The organism is Streptomyces sp. UC4497 (assembly GCF_054871485.1).
Map to the genome: position 1 here is coordinate 89,101 of NZ_JBTYHB010000024.1, position 13,964 is coordinate 103,064.

At 69.6% G+C, this 13,964-nt stretch carries 11 protein-coding genes; 10 read left to right on the forward strand and 1 reads right to left on the reverse strand.

All coding sequences use genetic code 11. The annotated features are described in order from the left end of the window. The first annotated feature begins 195 nt into the window (after positions 1-195). The 4 genes from ACYSUO_RS28395 (at position 196) to ACYSUO_RS28410 (ending at position 6,258) form a co-directional block, all read left to right on the forward strand. The gene (locus ACYSUO_RS28395) at positions 196-2,205 is read left to right on the forward strand and encodes an ABC transporter ATP-binding protein (RefSeq protein ID WP_461779078.1); all 2,010 of its coding nucleotides are present in this window, start codon (positions 196-198) and stop codon (positions 2,203-2,205) included. 163 nt (positions 2,206-2,368) lie between these two features. After that, complete coding sequence (locus ACYSUO_RS28400; protein ID WP_461779079.1) at positions 2,369-3,253, forward strand: FadR/GntR family transcriptional regulator; 885 nt, start codon at positions 2,369-2,371, stop codon at positions 3,251-3,253. A gap of 464 nt (positions 3,254-3,717) precedes the next feature. After that, on the forward strand, positions 3,718-5,262 hold the full coding sequence (locus ACYSUO_RS28405; RefSeq protein WP_461779080.1) for an RNA polymerase sigma factor: 1,545 nt from the start codon (positions 3,718-3,720) through the stop codon (positions 5,260-5,262). A gap of 162 nt (positions 5,263-5,424) precedes the next feature. Next, positions 5,425-6,258, forward strand: a complete 834-nt coding sequence (locus tag ACYSUO_RS28410; RefSeq protein WP_461779081.1) for a serine protease — start codon at positions 5,425-5,427, stop codon at positions 6,256-6,258. A gap of 102 nt (positions 6,259-6,360) precedes the next feature. Here ACYSUO_RS28410 and ACYSUO_RS28415 read toward each other — a convergent pair whose 3' ends face one another. Continuing rightward, a complete protein-coding gene (locus ACYSUO_RS28415; protein WP_266714963.1) occupies positions 6,361-6,591 on the reverse strand; it encodes a DUF7455 domain-containing protein in 231 nt (76 codons plus the stop codon). A 440-nt stretch (positions 6,592-7,031) separates the two neighbouring features. Here ACYSUO_RS28415 and ACYSUO_RS28420 point away from each other — a divergent pair, with 440 nt between their 5' ends. The 6 genes from ACYSUO_RS28420 (at position 7,032) to ACYSUO_RS28445 (ending at position 13,938) form a co-directional block, all read left to right on the forward strand. Beyond that, complete coding sequence (locus ACYSUO_RS28420; RefSeq protein WP_461779082.1) at positions 7,032-9,155, forward strand: DNA gyrase/topoisomerase IV subunit B; 2,124 nt, start codon at positions 7,032-7,034, stop codon at positions 9,153-9,155. A gap of 184 nt (positions 9,156-9,339) precedes the next feature. After that, on the forward strand, positions 9,340-9,846 hold the full coding sequence (locus tag ACYSUO_RS28425) for a DUF1453 domain-containing protein (RefSeq protein ID WP_461779083.1): 507 nt from the start codon (positions 9,340-9,342) through the stop codon (positions 9,844-9,846). Then, positions 9,843-11,000 carry a sensor histidine kinase gene (locus ACYSUO_RS28430; RefSeq protein ID WP_461779084.1) on the forward strand — a complete coding sequence of 386 codons (1,158 nt, stop codon included), beginning with the start codon at positions 9,843-9,845 and terminating at the stop codon, positions 10,998-11,000. The genes ACYSUO_RS28425 and ACYSUO_RS28430 overlap by 4 nt, the downstream gene beginning before the upstream one ends. Further along, positions 10,997-11,704 carry a response regulator gene (locus ACYSUO_RS28435; protein ID WP_461779085.1) on the forward strand — a complete coding sequence of 236 codons (708 nt, stop codon included), beginning with the start codon at positions 10,997-10,999 and terminating at the stop codon, positions 11,702-11,704. The genes ACYSUO_RS28430 and ACYSUO_RS28435 overlap by 4 nt, the downstream gene beginning before the upstream one ends. Before the next feature lie 93 nt (positions 11,705-11,797). Next, complete coding sequence (locus ACYSUO_RS28440; protein ID WP_461779086.1) at positions 11,798-12,331, forward strand: DUF485 domain-containing protein; 534 nt, start codon at positions 11,798-11,800, stop codon at positions 12,329-12,331. Then, positions 12,328-13,938, forward strand: coding sequence for a solute symporter family protein (locus ACYSUO_RS28445; RefSeq protein ID WP_461779087.1), 1,611 nt, complete (start codon positions 12,328-12,330; stop codon positions 13,936-13,938). The genes ACYSUO_RS28440 and ACYSUO_RS28445 overlap by 4 nt, the downstream gene beginning before the upstream one ends. Positions 13,939-13,964: the final 26 nt, after the last annotated feature.

The following is a 13,964-nucleotide window of genomic DNA, read 5'->3' on the forward strand; positions in this document are numbered from 1 at the left end:
CGCGGTGCGGGCGGCGCCCGGTGGGGCGCGGTGACACCGGAGGAGGCCCGGAATCGTGGGCACTCACGTAAGCGCGATGCCCGAAAAGTGCTAAATATCGCGTTATCTTGCTGAAGTACCCGAGGGGTTTGCCCGTCGCCCTGCCGGCGGGCGGATCCCGGCCGCCGAGCGGTCGCCCATCCTGCGAGAGAAGCGATGATCCAGGCCACCGGACTGACGAGTAACGCACGCAAGGGGAGCCCGCCCGCGGTCGACGACGTGTCCTTCGACGCGCGCGCCGGCCGTGTCACCGCCCTGCTCGGCGCACGGCGGTCGGGCAAGACGACAGCTGTACGCCTGATGCTCGAACTCCAACAAGGCCGCGGCGTCACGTACTTCAGAGGCCGTCCGCTGCACCGCATCGCTCATCCGGCGCGGGAAGTCGGTGTACTGCTCGGTGACGTGCCCGGTCATCCGGCCCGAACCGTGCGTGGACACCTGCGCATGCTCTGCTCCGCGGCCGGTGTACCCGTGGGACGCGCGGACGACGTGCTCGAGGTGGTGGGTCTCGTGAGCCTGCGAGAGGAGCGCCTGGGCACCCTGTCGCGCGGCATGGACCGACGGCTCGGCCTGGCCTGCGCGCTGCTCGCCGACCCGCACACGCTGGTGCTCGACGACCCCGCGGCCGGCCTCTCCGTCCGGGAGAGCAGGTGGCTGCACGGCATCCTGAGGGAGTATGCCGCGCTCGGTGGCACGGTCCTCTTCACCACCGACGACGCCAAGGAGGCGGCCCGGGTCGCCGACCGCGTCGTCACGCTCGACGCGGGCAAGGTGGTGGCGGACCAGGATGTCGCCGACTTCGCCCGGACCCGGCTGCGGCCCCGGGTCGTGGTCCGTAGCCCGCACGCCGCGAGATTCGGCGTTCTCCTGGCGAAGGAGGCGCGCACGGCCAAGCGCTCGGTCGAAGTGGTCACGGAGGACGGCAGCCGACTCTCGGTGTACGGCAGTACCTGCGCGGATGTGGGGGACATCGCGTTCCGGCACGGCATCCTCGTGCACCAACTCGCCGACGAGATCGGCGACGCGGGCCCCTCGGCGGCGGCACCTGTCGTCGCCGAAGACCGGTCGGACAACGGCGGTGGCGGTGCGGAGGCGGGCACCGACGCTCCCCGAACCGGCACCGGGGTCGATGTCCAAACCGGCACCGACGCCCAATCCAGCACCGGGGCCGACAGCCCGGCGCATCCCCCCGCGGCGGCCGCCCCCCTCAAACCGCTCACACCCACCAGCACGTTCGTGCCACTCGTCGACGCGGCGTCGCCCCCGGCGGCGCAGCGCCGAGCCGCCTCGAACGACCGTGCTCCTGAGGCCGAATCCACACGCGAGACGCCCGTATCTGCCCGCGAGACGTCCGTCGCCCTACCGGCGCTGCCGCCACCGATCACCGTGCGCACCGCCCGCGGCCCGCTGCGCCCGGTGCGCTACGAACTGCGGCGCGCGACCGGCATCGCCACCGGCCATGTCACCGTCGCACTCGTTCTCGCCGTCTCCGCGCTCCTTTCCGTGCTGCTCGCACGTGCCGGACACACCCCGCAGCCACGTCTGATCGCCGCCTGGCCGCAGGCACTTCCGCTGCCGCCGGCCGCCCTGGGTGCGGGGCTGCTCGGCGCCTTCGCCTTCGGTGAGGAATTCCGCCACCCCGCACTTGCCGCCGACCGCGGAACTGTCCCCCGCCGCCTGGGACTTCTCGCCGCGAAGCTGCTCGTCGGCGCGGCGGCCGCCCTCCTCCTGGGCGTTCTCACCGTCGTCGGTGATGCCGCGCTGCTCTACCTCGTATACGGATCGGAGCTCACGCAAGTTCCCGCCGAGTGGCTTTCCCTGAGCGCGAGTTGGCTCGCTCTGGTCGTTGGATGTTCCTGGGCGGGTGTCCTCGCGTCCGGTCTGTTCCGGTCGACGGCTGCCGGACTGGCCGCCGTGGTGGCTGTGCCGATCGTCATCGTGCCTCTCGTACAGAAGGCCGTTGAGGGACCATCTGTGCGAACAGCGGCGGGACTTCCGCAACGCCTGCGTGATCTTGCCCTGATGGACTGGCCGTTCGGGATCGAGCGGTTCGCCGCTGCCGGAATGCGGATGATCACTCAACCTGTGGGCGGCGCGCTGATGTTGTCGCTGGGTGCTCTGCTCTGCGCATATCTGTTCACAGCACTGCGTACTCGGGTGCGGTGACGACCGGTCGACGCCTTCCGGTACCTCGCTGAGCGCAACTCCCCGTAGAACGCCCACTTCTTTCCGATAAGGCGTCAAGTGCAGCGAGGAGGGAGATCACCCTTTCGTGTGCTTTTCACCAAAGACCTCAAGGGAGTTGGGGACGGCGCCGACAACAGATTCCGTGAGTACCCTTGCGCACACCATGATGACCGCCGCCCGCTCCGCCGACTCAGGCCTCGCAGGACCGGGCGAACTCGACCGCTACCCCTACATGGAGTCGACCGCCGAGCGCGTCGGCGGCCCCGCATGGGAGAGCCCGGACCCGGATCTCGGCCGGGTGGGCCGACGCGCCGGTGGCAGCCGGGGGCGCGGTCTGCACGGCCAACTCGTCCAGCAACTCGGGCAGATGATCGTCTCCGGCGACCTCGGCGCCGACCGCCCGCTGGTTCCGGAGGAGATCGGCCAGCGATTCGAGGTCTCCCGCACCGTCGTCCGCGAGTCCCTGCGCGTACTGGAGGCCAAGGGCCTGGTCAGTGCCCGGCCGAACGTCGGCACGCGCGTGCGGCCGGTCAGCGACTGGAACCTGCTGGACCCGGACATCATCGAATGGCGCGCCTTCGGGCCGCAGCGCGACAATCAGCGGCGCGAGCTGAGTGAGCTGCGGTGGACGATCGAGCCGCTCGCCGCGCGGCTCGCCGCGGGGCACGGCAGGGAGGACGTTCAGCAGCGCTTGGCCGACATGGTGGAGATCATGCGGCACGCGCTGGGTCAGGGAGACTCGATCACGTTCTCGCGCGCCGACGCGGAATTCCACTCGCTGCTCATCCAGCTCGCGGGCAACAGGATGCTCGAGCACCTCTCCGGCATCGTGTCCGCCGCCCTGCACGTCTCCGGCGGCCCGGTCATCGGCTGCGACCGTCCGAACGAGGCGGTCGTCGCGCACCACGCGCGCATCGTCGACGCGCTCGCCGCGGGCGATGGCGCGGGCGCTGAGGCGGCCATGCGGCAGCTGCTCACCGTCCACCCCGAGGTGGAGCGCGTGGTCCCGGCTCCCCGCGAGCACTGACCGCGCCAGAGGCGCGGCGGGGCGAGGGAGGGCGAACCATGTGTCGCCGGACGGTGCCGCATATGCAACGTGGAGGACGTCGACACGGAGCATGTGTAGAAGGGCGCCATCCGGCGACTCGAGGCGTAGGTGGAAGATTCGTTCTCCCATAGGGGGTCCGTCCCTCGAGGTCGTCAGAAGCGCGGCCGGGTTCAGCCGCATGACCCTTTCTGTCCGTATCGGTCAGTCTTTGACCGATAACGCGGTGTGACTCGGACCACGCAGATTGGGCGTAACGCTCCTCGGGGTAGCGCGATGACCTAAGAGGTGACAGCCGAGGAGGGAATACAGCAGCCGCTTGTGGCGCTGTCCATCTCCCAGGCTCCTGCCCGCGCCGTCGACCCATCCCCAAGTCGGCGGTCGTCGGCTCCGGTCCACACAGGACGGGGCCGGAAGCCGTTTTCCAACGTTCCGAGAGGTTGTTCGTGTCGGCCAGCACATCCCGTACGCTCCCGCCGGAGATCGCCGAATCCGTCTCTGTCATGGCGCTCATTGAGCGGGGAAAGGCTGATGGCCAGATCGCCGGCGACGACGTGCGCCGTGCGTTCGAAGCCGACCAGATTCCGGCCACTCAGTGGAAGAACGTTCTGCGCAGCCTCAACCAGATCCTCGAGGAAGAGGGTGTGACGCTGATGGTCAGTGCCGCTGAGCCCAAGCGTCCCCGAAAGAGCAGCGTCGCAGCCAAGAGTCCGGTCAAGCGCACCGCGACCAAGACCGTCGCGGCCAAGACGGTTACCGCCAAGAAGGTCGCCGCCACCACCACTCCCGAGCCGCCGGCCGTCGAGGCCGTCGACGAGGAGGCCGAGCCGGCCAAGAAGGCCGTGGCGAAGAAGGCTCCGGCCAAGAAGGCTGCTGCCAAGAAGACGGTAGCCAAGAAGACCGCCGCGAAGAAGACCGCCAAGAAGGACGACGACCTTCTTGAGGACGAGGCGACCGAGGAGACCCCCGCCCCCGGCAAGGCCGGCGAGGGTGAGGCGACCGAGGAGAAGGAGGGCCAGGGCTTCGTCCTGTCCGACGACGACGAGGACGACGCGCCGGCCCAGCAGGTCGCCGCCGCCGGCGCCACCGCCGACCCGGTCAAGGACTACCTCAAGCAGATCGGTAAGGTCCCGCTGCTCAACGCCGAGCAGGAGGTCGAGCTCGCCAAGCGCATCGAGGCCGGTCTGTTCGCCGAGGACAAGCTGGCCAACGCCGACAAGCTCGCTCCCAAGCTCAAGCGCGAGCTGGAGATCATCGCCGAGGACGGCCGCCGCGCCAAGAACCACCTCCTGGAGGCCAACCTCCGTCTGGTGGTCTCCCTGGCCAAGCGTTACACCGGCCGCGGCATGCTCTTCCTGGACCTCATCCAGGAGGGCAACCTCGGTCTGATCCGCGCGGTCGAGAAGTTCGACTACACCAAGGGCTACAAGTTCTCGACGTACGCCACCTGGTGGATCCGTCAGGCGATCACCCGCGCGATGGCCGACCAGGCCCGCACCATCCGTATCCCGGTGCACATGGTCGAGGTCATCAACAAGCTCGCGCGCGTGCAGCGTCAGATGCTCCAGGACCTGGGCCGCGAGCCCACCCCGGAGGAGCTGGCCAAGGAACTCGACATGACCCCCGAGAAGGTCATCGAGGTCCAGAAGTACGGCCGTGAGCCCATCTCCCTGCACACCCCGCTGGGCGAGGACGGCGACAGCGAGTTCGGTGACCTCATCGAGGACTCCGAGGCCGTCGTCCCGGCCGACGCCGTCAGCTTCACGCTCCTCCAGGAGCAGCTGCACTCCGTGCTCGACACCCTGTCCGAGCGCGAGGCGGGCGTCGTCTCCATGCGCTTCGGTCTCACCGACGGTCAGCCGAAGACCCTCGACGAGATCGGCAAGGTCTACGGCGTGACGCGTGAGCGCATCCGTCAGATCGAGTCCAAGACGATGTCGAAGCTGCGCCACCCGTCGCGCTCGCAGGTCCTGCGGGACTACCTCGACTAGTCACAGGCGCTGTACGGCCCTCAGAAGGCCCGGCACCTTCCCCGTTCGCGGGAAGGTGCCGGGCCTTCGTCGTCGGCGGTCGTGGGCGGATCCTCGCAGTGCGCGGCGTGTCGTGCTGAATGACTCTGGGTGTGCCGTTGCAACCCTGAGTGAGGAGACCGTATGCGTCGCTCTTTCGCGAGAGTGCTGACCGCTCCACTGGCCGTGCTGGCCGCGGCGGCGGTGCTGCCGTTGGCTTCCCCCCAGTCCGCGGCCGCCGACGAGGGAATCGTCGGGGGCCATCAGGTCGATGCCTCCAACAGCCCCTGGGTGGTGGCGCTCGCGAGCCGTGACCGGTTCGGCGGAGCCCGCGCGGGTCAGTTCTGCGGGGGAGTGGTCGTCGGGCGGTCGACGGTCCTCACCGCGGCGCACTGCCTGAGCGAGGACGTGCTCGGAGTGCCGCGCGATCAGGTGCGGGACCTCAAGGCGATCGTCGGTCGCGGCGATCTCGAGACGTCCGACGGCGCCGAGGTGTCCGTGCGCAGTGAATGGATCAATCCGGCGTACGACGGCCGGACGAACGCCGGTGATGTGGCGGTCCTCACACTCGACACACGGCTACCCGAGGGAGATGTGCTCCCGATCGCGGACGAGGGGGACCCGGCCTATCGGGCCGGCACCGGTGCGTCCGTCTACGGGTGGGGCGACACCACGGGAGCGGGCGACTATGCGCGTACGTTGCACGCCGCGCGGGTGCGGGTGCTTGCCGACGCCGAGTGCAAGCAGGCGTATCCGCCGGGTGGCAACGACGGGACGTACGAGCCCTCGTCGATGCTCTGCGCGGGCGAGTCCGGCGGTGGCAAGGACGCCTGCCAGGGGGACAGCGGGGGTCCGCTGGTCGCCAGGGGCAAGCTGATTGGTCTCGTGTCGTGGGGGAACGGGTGTGGGCGCGCCGGTAGCCCGGGTGTCTACACGCGCGCCTCGGAGGCGCTGCGGGTTCTGCGGGAGCACGCCTGACGCATCGTGCGGATACGAGGACGGGCGGCAGCTCCTGGGGTCAGGAGCAGCCGCCCGATCACCGGCCTGATGCCGGAGCTGGCTCGTCGTGTGTGCGAGGCGTCAGCGTTCCTCGGTCTCGGCGCTTGCCGGATCGGCGGTGAGCCGCTCCGTCTCGTCCTGTATCTCAGCGGCGATCTTCTTGAGTTCCGGCTCGAACTTGCGACCGTGGTGGGCGCAGAAGAGCAGTTCACCACCGCTGATCAGAACGACGCGCAGATATGCCTGGGCGCCGCAACGGTCACAGCGGTCAGCGGCCGTCAGGGGGGTCGCGGGGGTCAGAACAGTAGTCACGTCGCCTCTTCTCTAGCTCGACGAGCTGTCGTACCAGGGTCAACATCCAACCAGGCCGAAAACGTTCCCGCTCGCGGCTTTTCCTCGAAAAATTTCTTCGAGGCCGGCTGTCTGTCGCCGGGTGGCGGCGAATGTGCCGTATTGCGTCTCTAACGTCTTACGGGTTCGCGCGTTCTGTCAGGTCGGTCCTCCCCCGGCTGGTTGCCGGTTTGTTCATGAGGACGTGCCCGGAGCCTAAATGGTTCATGCCTGGAAGGGAACGTGATGTGGGCGTCACTCCATCGAGGGATCGAACATGCATACGATCCTGGACTAGTCTGGGCTGAGGTGAGGGTGGCGTGACAAAGGCTCTACCAGGCCTCGGTACCCTCTGAACGGCGACCGACGCCGGCCCTTCATTCGTGAGGGCCCCATCTGAAATTCAGCGAGGAGCGAACCGCGTGACCGCCGATACGTCCGTGCCGTCCACAGCGCTGCTGACCGGAGCAGACCGGGACGGTTCCAACTACACCGCGCGGCACCTGCTCGTCCTTGAGGGGCTCGAAGCCGTACGCAAACGTCCGGGCATGTACATCGGCTCGACCGACAGTCGCGGCCTGATGCACTGCCTCTGGGAGATCATCGACAACTCCGTCGACGAGGCCCTCGGTGGCTACTGCGACCGCATCGAGGTGATCCTGCACGACGACGCCTCCGTGGAGGTCCGGGACAACGGCCGCGGCATCCCCGTGGACGTCGAGCCCAAGACCGGCCTCTCCGGAGTCGAGGTCGTCATGACCAAGCTCCACGCGGGCGGCAAGTTCGGAGGCGGCGCTTATGCGGCCTCCGGCGGTCTGCACGGCGTGGGCGCCTCCGTGGTGAACGCGCTGTCGGCCCGTCTCGATGTCGAGGTGGACCTGGGCGGGCACACGCACGCCATCAGCTTCCGGCGTGGCGTCCCCGGCGCCTTCGCCAAGCCAGGACCCGACGCGGCGTTCGACCCCTCGGCGCGACTGAGCAAGGTCAAGAAGGTCCCGAAGGCGCGACGGGGCACCCGCGTGCGCTACTGGGCGGACCGCCAGATCTTCCTGAAGGACGCCAAGCTCTCCCTGAGCGAGCTGCACCAGCGCGCGCGGCAGACCGCGTTCCTGGTGCCGGGCCTGACCATCGTCGTCCGTGACGAGTTCGGTCTCGGCGAGGGCGGCAGCAAGGGCGAGGAATCCTTCCGCTTCGACGGCGGCATCAGCGAGTTCTGCGAGTACCTGGCGCAGGACAAGCCGGTCTGCGACGTCCTCCGCTTCACCGGGCAGGGCACCTTCAAGGAGACCGTCCCCGTCCTCGACGAGCACGGCCAGATGACGCCGACCGAGGTCCAGCGCGAGCTCGGTGTCGACATCGCGCTGCGTTGGGGCACCGGGTACGACACGAGCATCAAGTCGTTCGTGAACATCATCGCCACGCCCAAGGGCGGTACTCATGTGGCGGGCTTCGAGCGCTCGCTCACAAAGACGATGAACGAGGTTCTGCGCGCCCAGAAGGTGCTGCGCGTGGCCGAGGACGACGTCGTCAAGGACGACGCACTGGAGGGCCTTACGGCCGTCGTCACGGTGCGTCTGGCGGAGCCGCAGTTCGAGGGCCAGACCAAGGAGGTCCTCGGTACCTCGGCGGCCAACAGGATCGTCGCGAACGTCGTGGCCAAGGAACTCAAGGCGTTCCTGTCGTCCACCAAGCGCGACGCCAAGGCGCAGGCCCGTGCCGTCATGGAGAAGGCCGTCGCCGCGGCCCGAACCCGCATCGCCGCGCGTCAGCACAAGGACGCGCAGCGTCGTAAGACGGCCCTGGAGTCCTCGTCGCTCCCCGCCAAGCTCGCGGACTGCCGCAGTGACGACGTGGAGCGCAGCGAGCTGTTCATCGTCGAGGGCGACTCCGCGCTCGGCACCGCCAAGCTCGCCCGGAACTCCGAGTTCCAGGCCCTGCTGCCGATCCGCGGCAAGATCCTCAACGTTCAGAAGTCGTCCGTGACGGACATGCTGAAGAACGTGGAGTGCGGCGCCATCATCCAGGTCATAGGAGCTGGGTCCGGGCGGACCTTCGACATCGACGCGGCGCGCTACGGCAAGATCATCCTGCTCGTCGACGCCGACGTCGACGGCGCGCACATCCGTACGCTGCTGCTGACGCTGTTCCAGCGCTACATGCGGCCGATGATCGAGGCCGGCCGTGTCTTCGCCGCCGTGCCGCCCCTGCACCGCATCGAGCTGGTCCAGCCGAAGAAGGGCCAGGACAAGTACATCTACACGTACTCGGACCGGGAGCTGCGCGAGACGCTGCTCGAGCTCCAGCGCAAGGGTGTGCGGTACAAGGACTCGATCCAGCGGTACAAGGGGCTCGGCGAGATGGACGCCGACCAGCTCGCGGAGACCACGATGGACCCGCGCCACCGCACGCTGCGCCGGATCAACATCGGCGAGCTGGAGGCGGCGGAGCACGTCTTCGACCTGCTGATGGGCAACGACGTGGCGCCGCGCAAGGAGTTCATCAGCAGCTCCGCGTCGACCCTCGACCGGTCGCGCATCGACATGTAGCGACGAGGGCGGGAGGCAGCGATCGCGCCTCCCGCCACGCAGGTCACCTCATGCGGCTCCACCCACGGGTGGAGCCGCATTTTCCACCCGTGATCCACCCCGGCTCCGATCTCCTGACCTGCTGATTTCCGTAGCGTCGAAGGCGTTGAACCACTTCGCTCCCGACCGCTCCACGGAGGCAGTCATGTCCGGGCTCCCCACCGTCCTGGTGATCGTCGCCGTTGTCGCACTCGTCCTCGTGCGCCAGTTCAAGACCGAGCGCCTGTCCGGCGACCGGAAGTGGTGGCTCCTGCCCGCGATCCTCGCGGTCCTCGCCGTGAAGGACGGCGTGGTGACGGATCCCCACCATGTGACGGGCTCGGTCGTACTGCTTGCCGTCGAGGTGCTGGTGAGCGTGGGCATAGGCATCGGGTGGGCGTTCACGACCCGCGTCTGGACGGACGAGCAGGGCGACGTGTGGACCAAGGGCACCGTCGCGACGGCCGGGGCCTGGCTCGGTGGCGTCGCGGCCCGCGCGTCCGTCGCGGGCGTCGGACTGGCGCTGGGCATCCACCTCGGCAGCTCCAGCCTGATGCTCGGCTTCGCCGTCTCGCTCCTGGTCCGCTCCGGCCTGCTGATGCTGCGGGCCGACCGGGAGCGCCCGGCGTACGTTGGTCCTGTCGCCCGGCCGGCGTGGGAGGACCGTAGGTGATCCGCGGAAACTGGACGGAATGGCCCTCCCGGGAGGCGCTCTCCCGCGAGGGCGTCACCCGCGCCCGGCGGATGCTCGCCCGCACGGTGCGGGTGGTCGTGGTCGCGGTCCTGGTGTGGACCGCCGTGACACAGCGCGATATCAACGACCAGGCGCTGATCCTGGCCCCCGTACTGCTGCTCGCGTGTGTGGCGGCCGCCTGGGCGTTCTTCCGCACCACGCTCGACCATCGGCTGTGGCCCTCTCTCGGGCTGCTGGCGTTCTTGGTGGCGGTCGCCGTACTGGCCCAGTGGGCCGGATTCGTCGGGCCGGCCATCGTGTTGTGGTGCGGCTGCGCGGTCTCCGCGCTGGAGCGACTGCCCCTCGCCGCCTCGGTGCCTGCCACCGCCGTGGCGCTCACGGGGTTCGCGCTGGTCAACGACGACGCCTGGCTGACCACCGCCGTCGTCGCCATCGGGCTCTGCCTTTCCGGGTACGTCCTGCGCCTGGACGCCGAGGCGCGGGGGAGTACGCAGCGGGCCCTGGCGCAGGAGCGCGCCGCGCGTGCCGCCGAGGCCGAGTCGGCGGCGCTCGCCGAGCGGTCGCGGATCGCGCGCGAGATCCACGACGTCCTCGCGCACAGCCTCTCCGCCCAGCTCGTGCATCTCGAGGCCGCCCGGCTCCTCATCGAGCGCGGGGCGGACCGGGACCAGATCCTCGAACGCGTCGTGGCGGCGCGCGGCATGGCCCGGGACGGACTCGACGAGACCCGGCAGGCCCTGTCCGCGCTGCGGGGCGAGATGACACCGCTGGAGGACTTCCTGCGGGAACTGGTCGCGTCCTCGGACGGCGCGACGCTCACGGTGGGCGGTGGGCGTCGCCCCCTGCCCGTCGAGGCGTCCCAGACCGTACGCAGAGTCGCGCAGGAGGCGCTGACGAACGTACGCAAGCACGCGCCGGGCGCGACGACGGACATCCGGCTGGAGTACCGGCCGGGCGAACTGGCCCTGGAAGTACGGGACTCGGGGGCGTCCCGGCCTCACGAGGAGCTCACTGTCAGTGGTGGCGGTTACGGTCTGTTGGGGATGAAGGAGCGCGCCGAATTGTTGGGCGGCACGCTCGAGGTGGGGCCGTACGAGGAGGGTTTCGTGGTCAAGTTGAAGGTTCCCGTATGAGCGGGGCCGAGGCGGGGGCGCGCGCGGGGAAGCCACCGGCCCGCGTGGTGGTGGTCGACGACCAGACGGTGGTGCGCGAAGGCATCGTGATGCTGCTCGGACTGCTGCCCGGGATCGAGGTCGTCGGCTCCGGGGGAGACGGTGAAGAGGCGGTCGCGCTCGTGGCCGAACTGTCCCCGGACGTCGTCCTGATGGACCTTCGCATGCCGCGCTGCGACGGAGCGGAGGCGACCAGACGGATCCGGCAGGAGTACCCGGGCACCCAGGTCGTCATCCTGACCACGTACGCCGACGACGAGTCGCTGTTTCCGGCCCTCAGGGCGGGAGCGCGCGGCTATCTCACGAAGGACGCCGGCGCGGACGAGATCGTCCGGGCGGTGGAGGGCGTGCTGTCCGGTGACGCGGGCCTCTCGCCGAAGATCCAGCGGCGGCTCCTGGAGAGACTGTCGCAGCCCGAGGCCACCGTGCCCGACCCGACAGAGCCACCCGACGGCCTCACGACGCGGGAGGCCGAGGTCCTGGTGCTGATCTCCGACGGCCTGACGAACCAGGAGATCGCCCGGGCGCTGCATGTCTCCACGGCGACGGTGAAGACCCACATCAACAACCTGTTCGCGAAGGCCGGGCTCAAGGACCGCGCCCAGGCCGTCCGTTACGCGTATCGGCACGGACTCGCGAAGCCACCGGGGACGTCCATCACCTAATGGGGTGAAGGGTCTGCGGAGAGCGTCCGGGATCTTCCCGGTCTGTCCATCCTTGGTCCGCGGCCGCAGTGGGCCGCGGACAAGGAGAGTCCGGTGGACAAGCACGACGGGCGCGCGACCGCGCGGCCCAGGGCCGTTGCCACGAGGGGCGGCGGCGATCCCTGGTACGACGAGCCGGACTCGGATTGGGGTGAGTGGCGCGGCCCGGGCGTGCAAGCGGCTGCGGTGCCGGCCCCGGCCGTGCCGTCCGAGCGGAGCGCGGCGGGCGTCTACCTGGAGGTGCAGCGCAGCGCGGCGTTCCAGGAGGTGCGCAGGCGCTACCGGCGGTTCGTCGTCCCGGCGGTCGTGCTCTTCTTCGCCTGGTACGTCGCATACGTCGTGACCGCCACGACGGCGCCCGGACTGATGGCCCAACCGGTCGCGGGCGTCGTGAACGTGGCGATGGTGGCGGGCCTCGGGCAGTTCGCCAGTACGTTCCTGCTGACGTGGCTGTATGTGCGCCATGCGCGGCTGCGTCGCGATCGCGCGGCGCTCGAACTGCGGTGGGAGACACAGGAGATGACGCGCGGACTCGCCGGAAACGCGCGAGTGAACGGTACTGCGCACGGCGAGGGCGGCCAGCGATGACCGGGACGCATCAGACCCTGGCCCTGGTCCTGTTCAGCGTGTTCGTGGCGGTCACGCTCGCCATCACGACCTGGGCGAGCCGCAAACGACACGGTTCGGCGGAGGAGTTCTACGCGGGCGGCCGGCTGTTCTCGCCCATGGAGAACGGATTCGCCATCGCGGGTGACTACATGTCGGCCGCGTCCTTCCTCGGAATCTCCGGGCTGATCGCCCTGTTCGGCTACGACGGACTGCTCTACTCGGTCGGCTTCCTCGTGGCCTGGCTCGTGGTCCTCTTCCTCGTGGCCGAACTGGTGCGCAACTGCGGCCGGTTCACGCTCGCCGACGTCGTCGCCGCCCGGATGCGGGAGCGGCCGGTGCGCATCGCCGCGGGAACTTCCTCGGTGACCGTGTCCGTTCTCTATCTGGTGGCGCAGATGGTGGGCGCGGGAAGCCTGGTCGCGCTGCTGCTGGGGGAGGCGAGTGGCGCCGCGCAGGCCTGGACCGTCGTCGGCGTGGGCGCGCTCATGGTCATCTATGTGTCGATGGGAGGGATGCGGGCCACCACGTGGATCCAGATCGTGAAGGCCGTCCTGCTCATGGGCGGGGCGATCGCCCTGACGGTGCTCGTCCTGGCGCGCTTCCACGGTGACTTCGACCAGCTGCTGCGCACCGCCGCCGCACGCAGCGGGCACGGCTCGGACTTCCTCGTGCCCGGTCTGAAATACGGAGGAAGCTGGACCGCGCGCTTCGACTTCATCAGCCTGGGCCTCGCGCTCGTGCTCGGCACTGCGGGCCTTCCGCACATCCTGTCGCGCTTCTACACCGTGCCGACCGCGCGGGCCGCGCGCCGCTCGGTCGTGTGGTCCATCGGGCTCATCGGCAGCTTCTACCTGATGACGATCGTGCTCGGATTCGGCGCCGCGGCCCTCGTGGGCCCCGATGCCGTACGGGGCTCGAACGCCGCGGGGAACACGGCGGTTCCGCTGCTCGCCCTCGACCTGGGCGGCGGCGAGGACTCCACCGGGGGCACGGTGCTGTTCGCGATCGTCGCCGCGGTCGCCTTCGCCACCATCCTCGCCGTCGTCGCCGGGATCACGCTGGCGTCCTCGGCCTCCGTTGCGCACGATCTGTACGCCTCGCTTCGTAGAGGCGGCCCTGGCGGGAAGCGCGGTGGCAGGCAGTGGAGCGAGGTCGCGGTGGCGCGGGTCGCCGCGGCCGGTGTCGGTGTGCTCGCGATCGGGCTGGGACTGCTGGCGCGGGACCTGAACGTGGCGTTCCTGGTCGGGCTCGCGTTCGCGGTCGCCGCGTCGGCCAATCTGCCCGTGCTGCTCTACTCGCTGTTCTGGCGGGGCTTCACCACGCGGGGCGCCGTGTGGTCGGTGTACGGCGGCCTGGTGCCCGCGCTGGTGCTCGTGGTGCTGTCCCCGGTGGTCTCCGGGAGCCCCACGTCGCTGTTCCCCGGCGTGGACTTCCAGTACTTCCCGCTGGAGAACCCCGGGCTCGTCTCGATCCCGCTCGGCTTCCTCGCGGGCTGGCTGGGCACCGTGACGTCCTCCGAGGAGCCGGACGAGGCCAAGCACGCGGAGACCGAAGTACGGGCGCTGACGGGCGCAGGGGCGGTCTGACACGCCCCTGCGGGGGAGTCGCCGGC

Excerpts from the sequence above, each read along its gene's own strand:
- ACYSUO_RS28410 (WP_461779081.1), top strand. The coding sequence starts at position 5,425 with ATGCGTCGCTCTTTCGCGAGAGTGCTGACCGCTCCACTGGCCGTGCTG.
- ACYSUO_RS28435 (WP_461779085.1), top strand. The coding sequence starts at position 10,997 with ATGAGCGGGGCCGAGGCGGGGGCGCGCGCGGGGAAGCCACCGGCCCGC.
- ACYSUO_RS28445 (WP_461779087.1), top strand. The coding sequence starts at position 12,328 with ATGACCGGGACGCATCAGACCCTGGCCCTGGTCCTGTTCAGCGTGTTC.
- ACYSUO_RS28425 (WP_461779083.1), top strand. The coding sequence starts at position 9,340 with ATGTCCGGGCTCCCCACCGTCCTGGTGATCGTCGCCGTTGTCGCACTC.
- ACYSUO_RS28395 (WP_461779078.1), top strand. The coding sequence starts at position 196 with ATGATCCAGGCCACCGGACTGACGAGTAACGCACGCAAGGGGAGCCCG.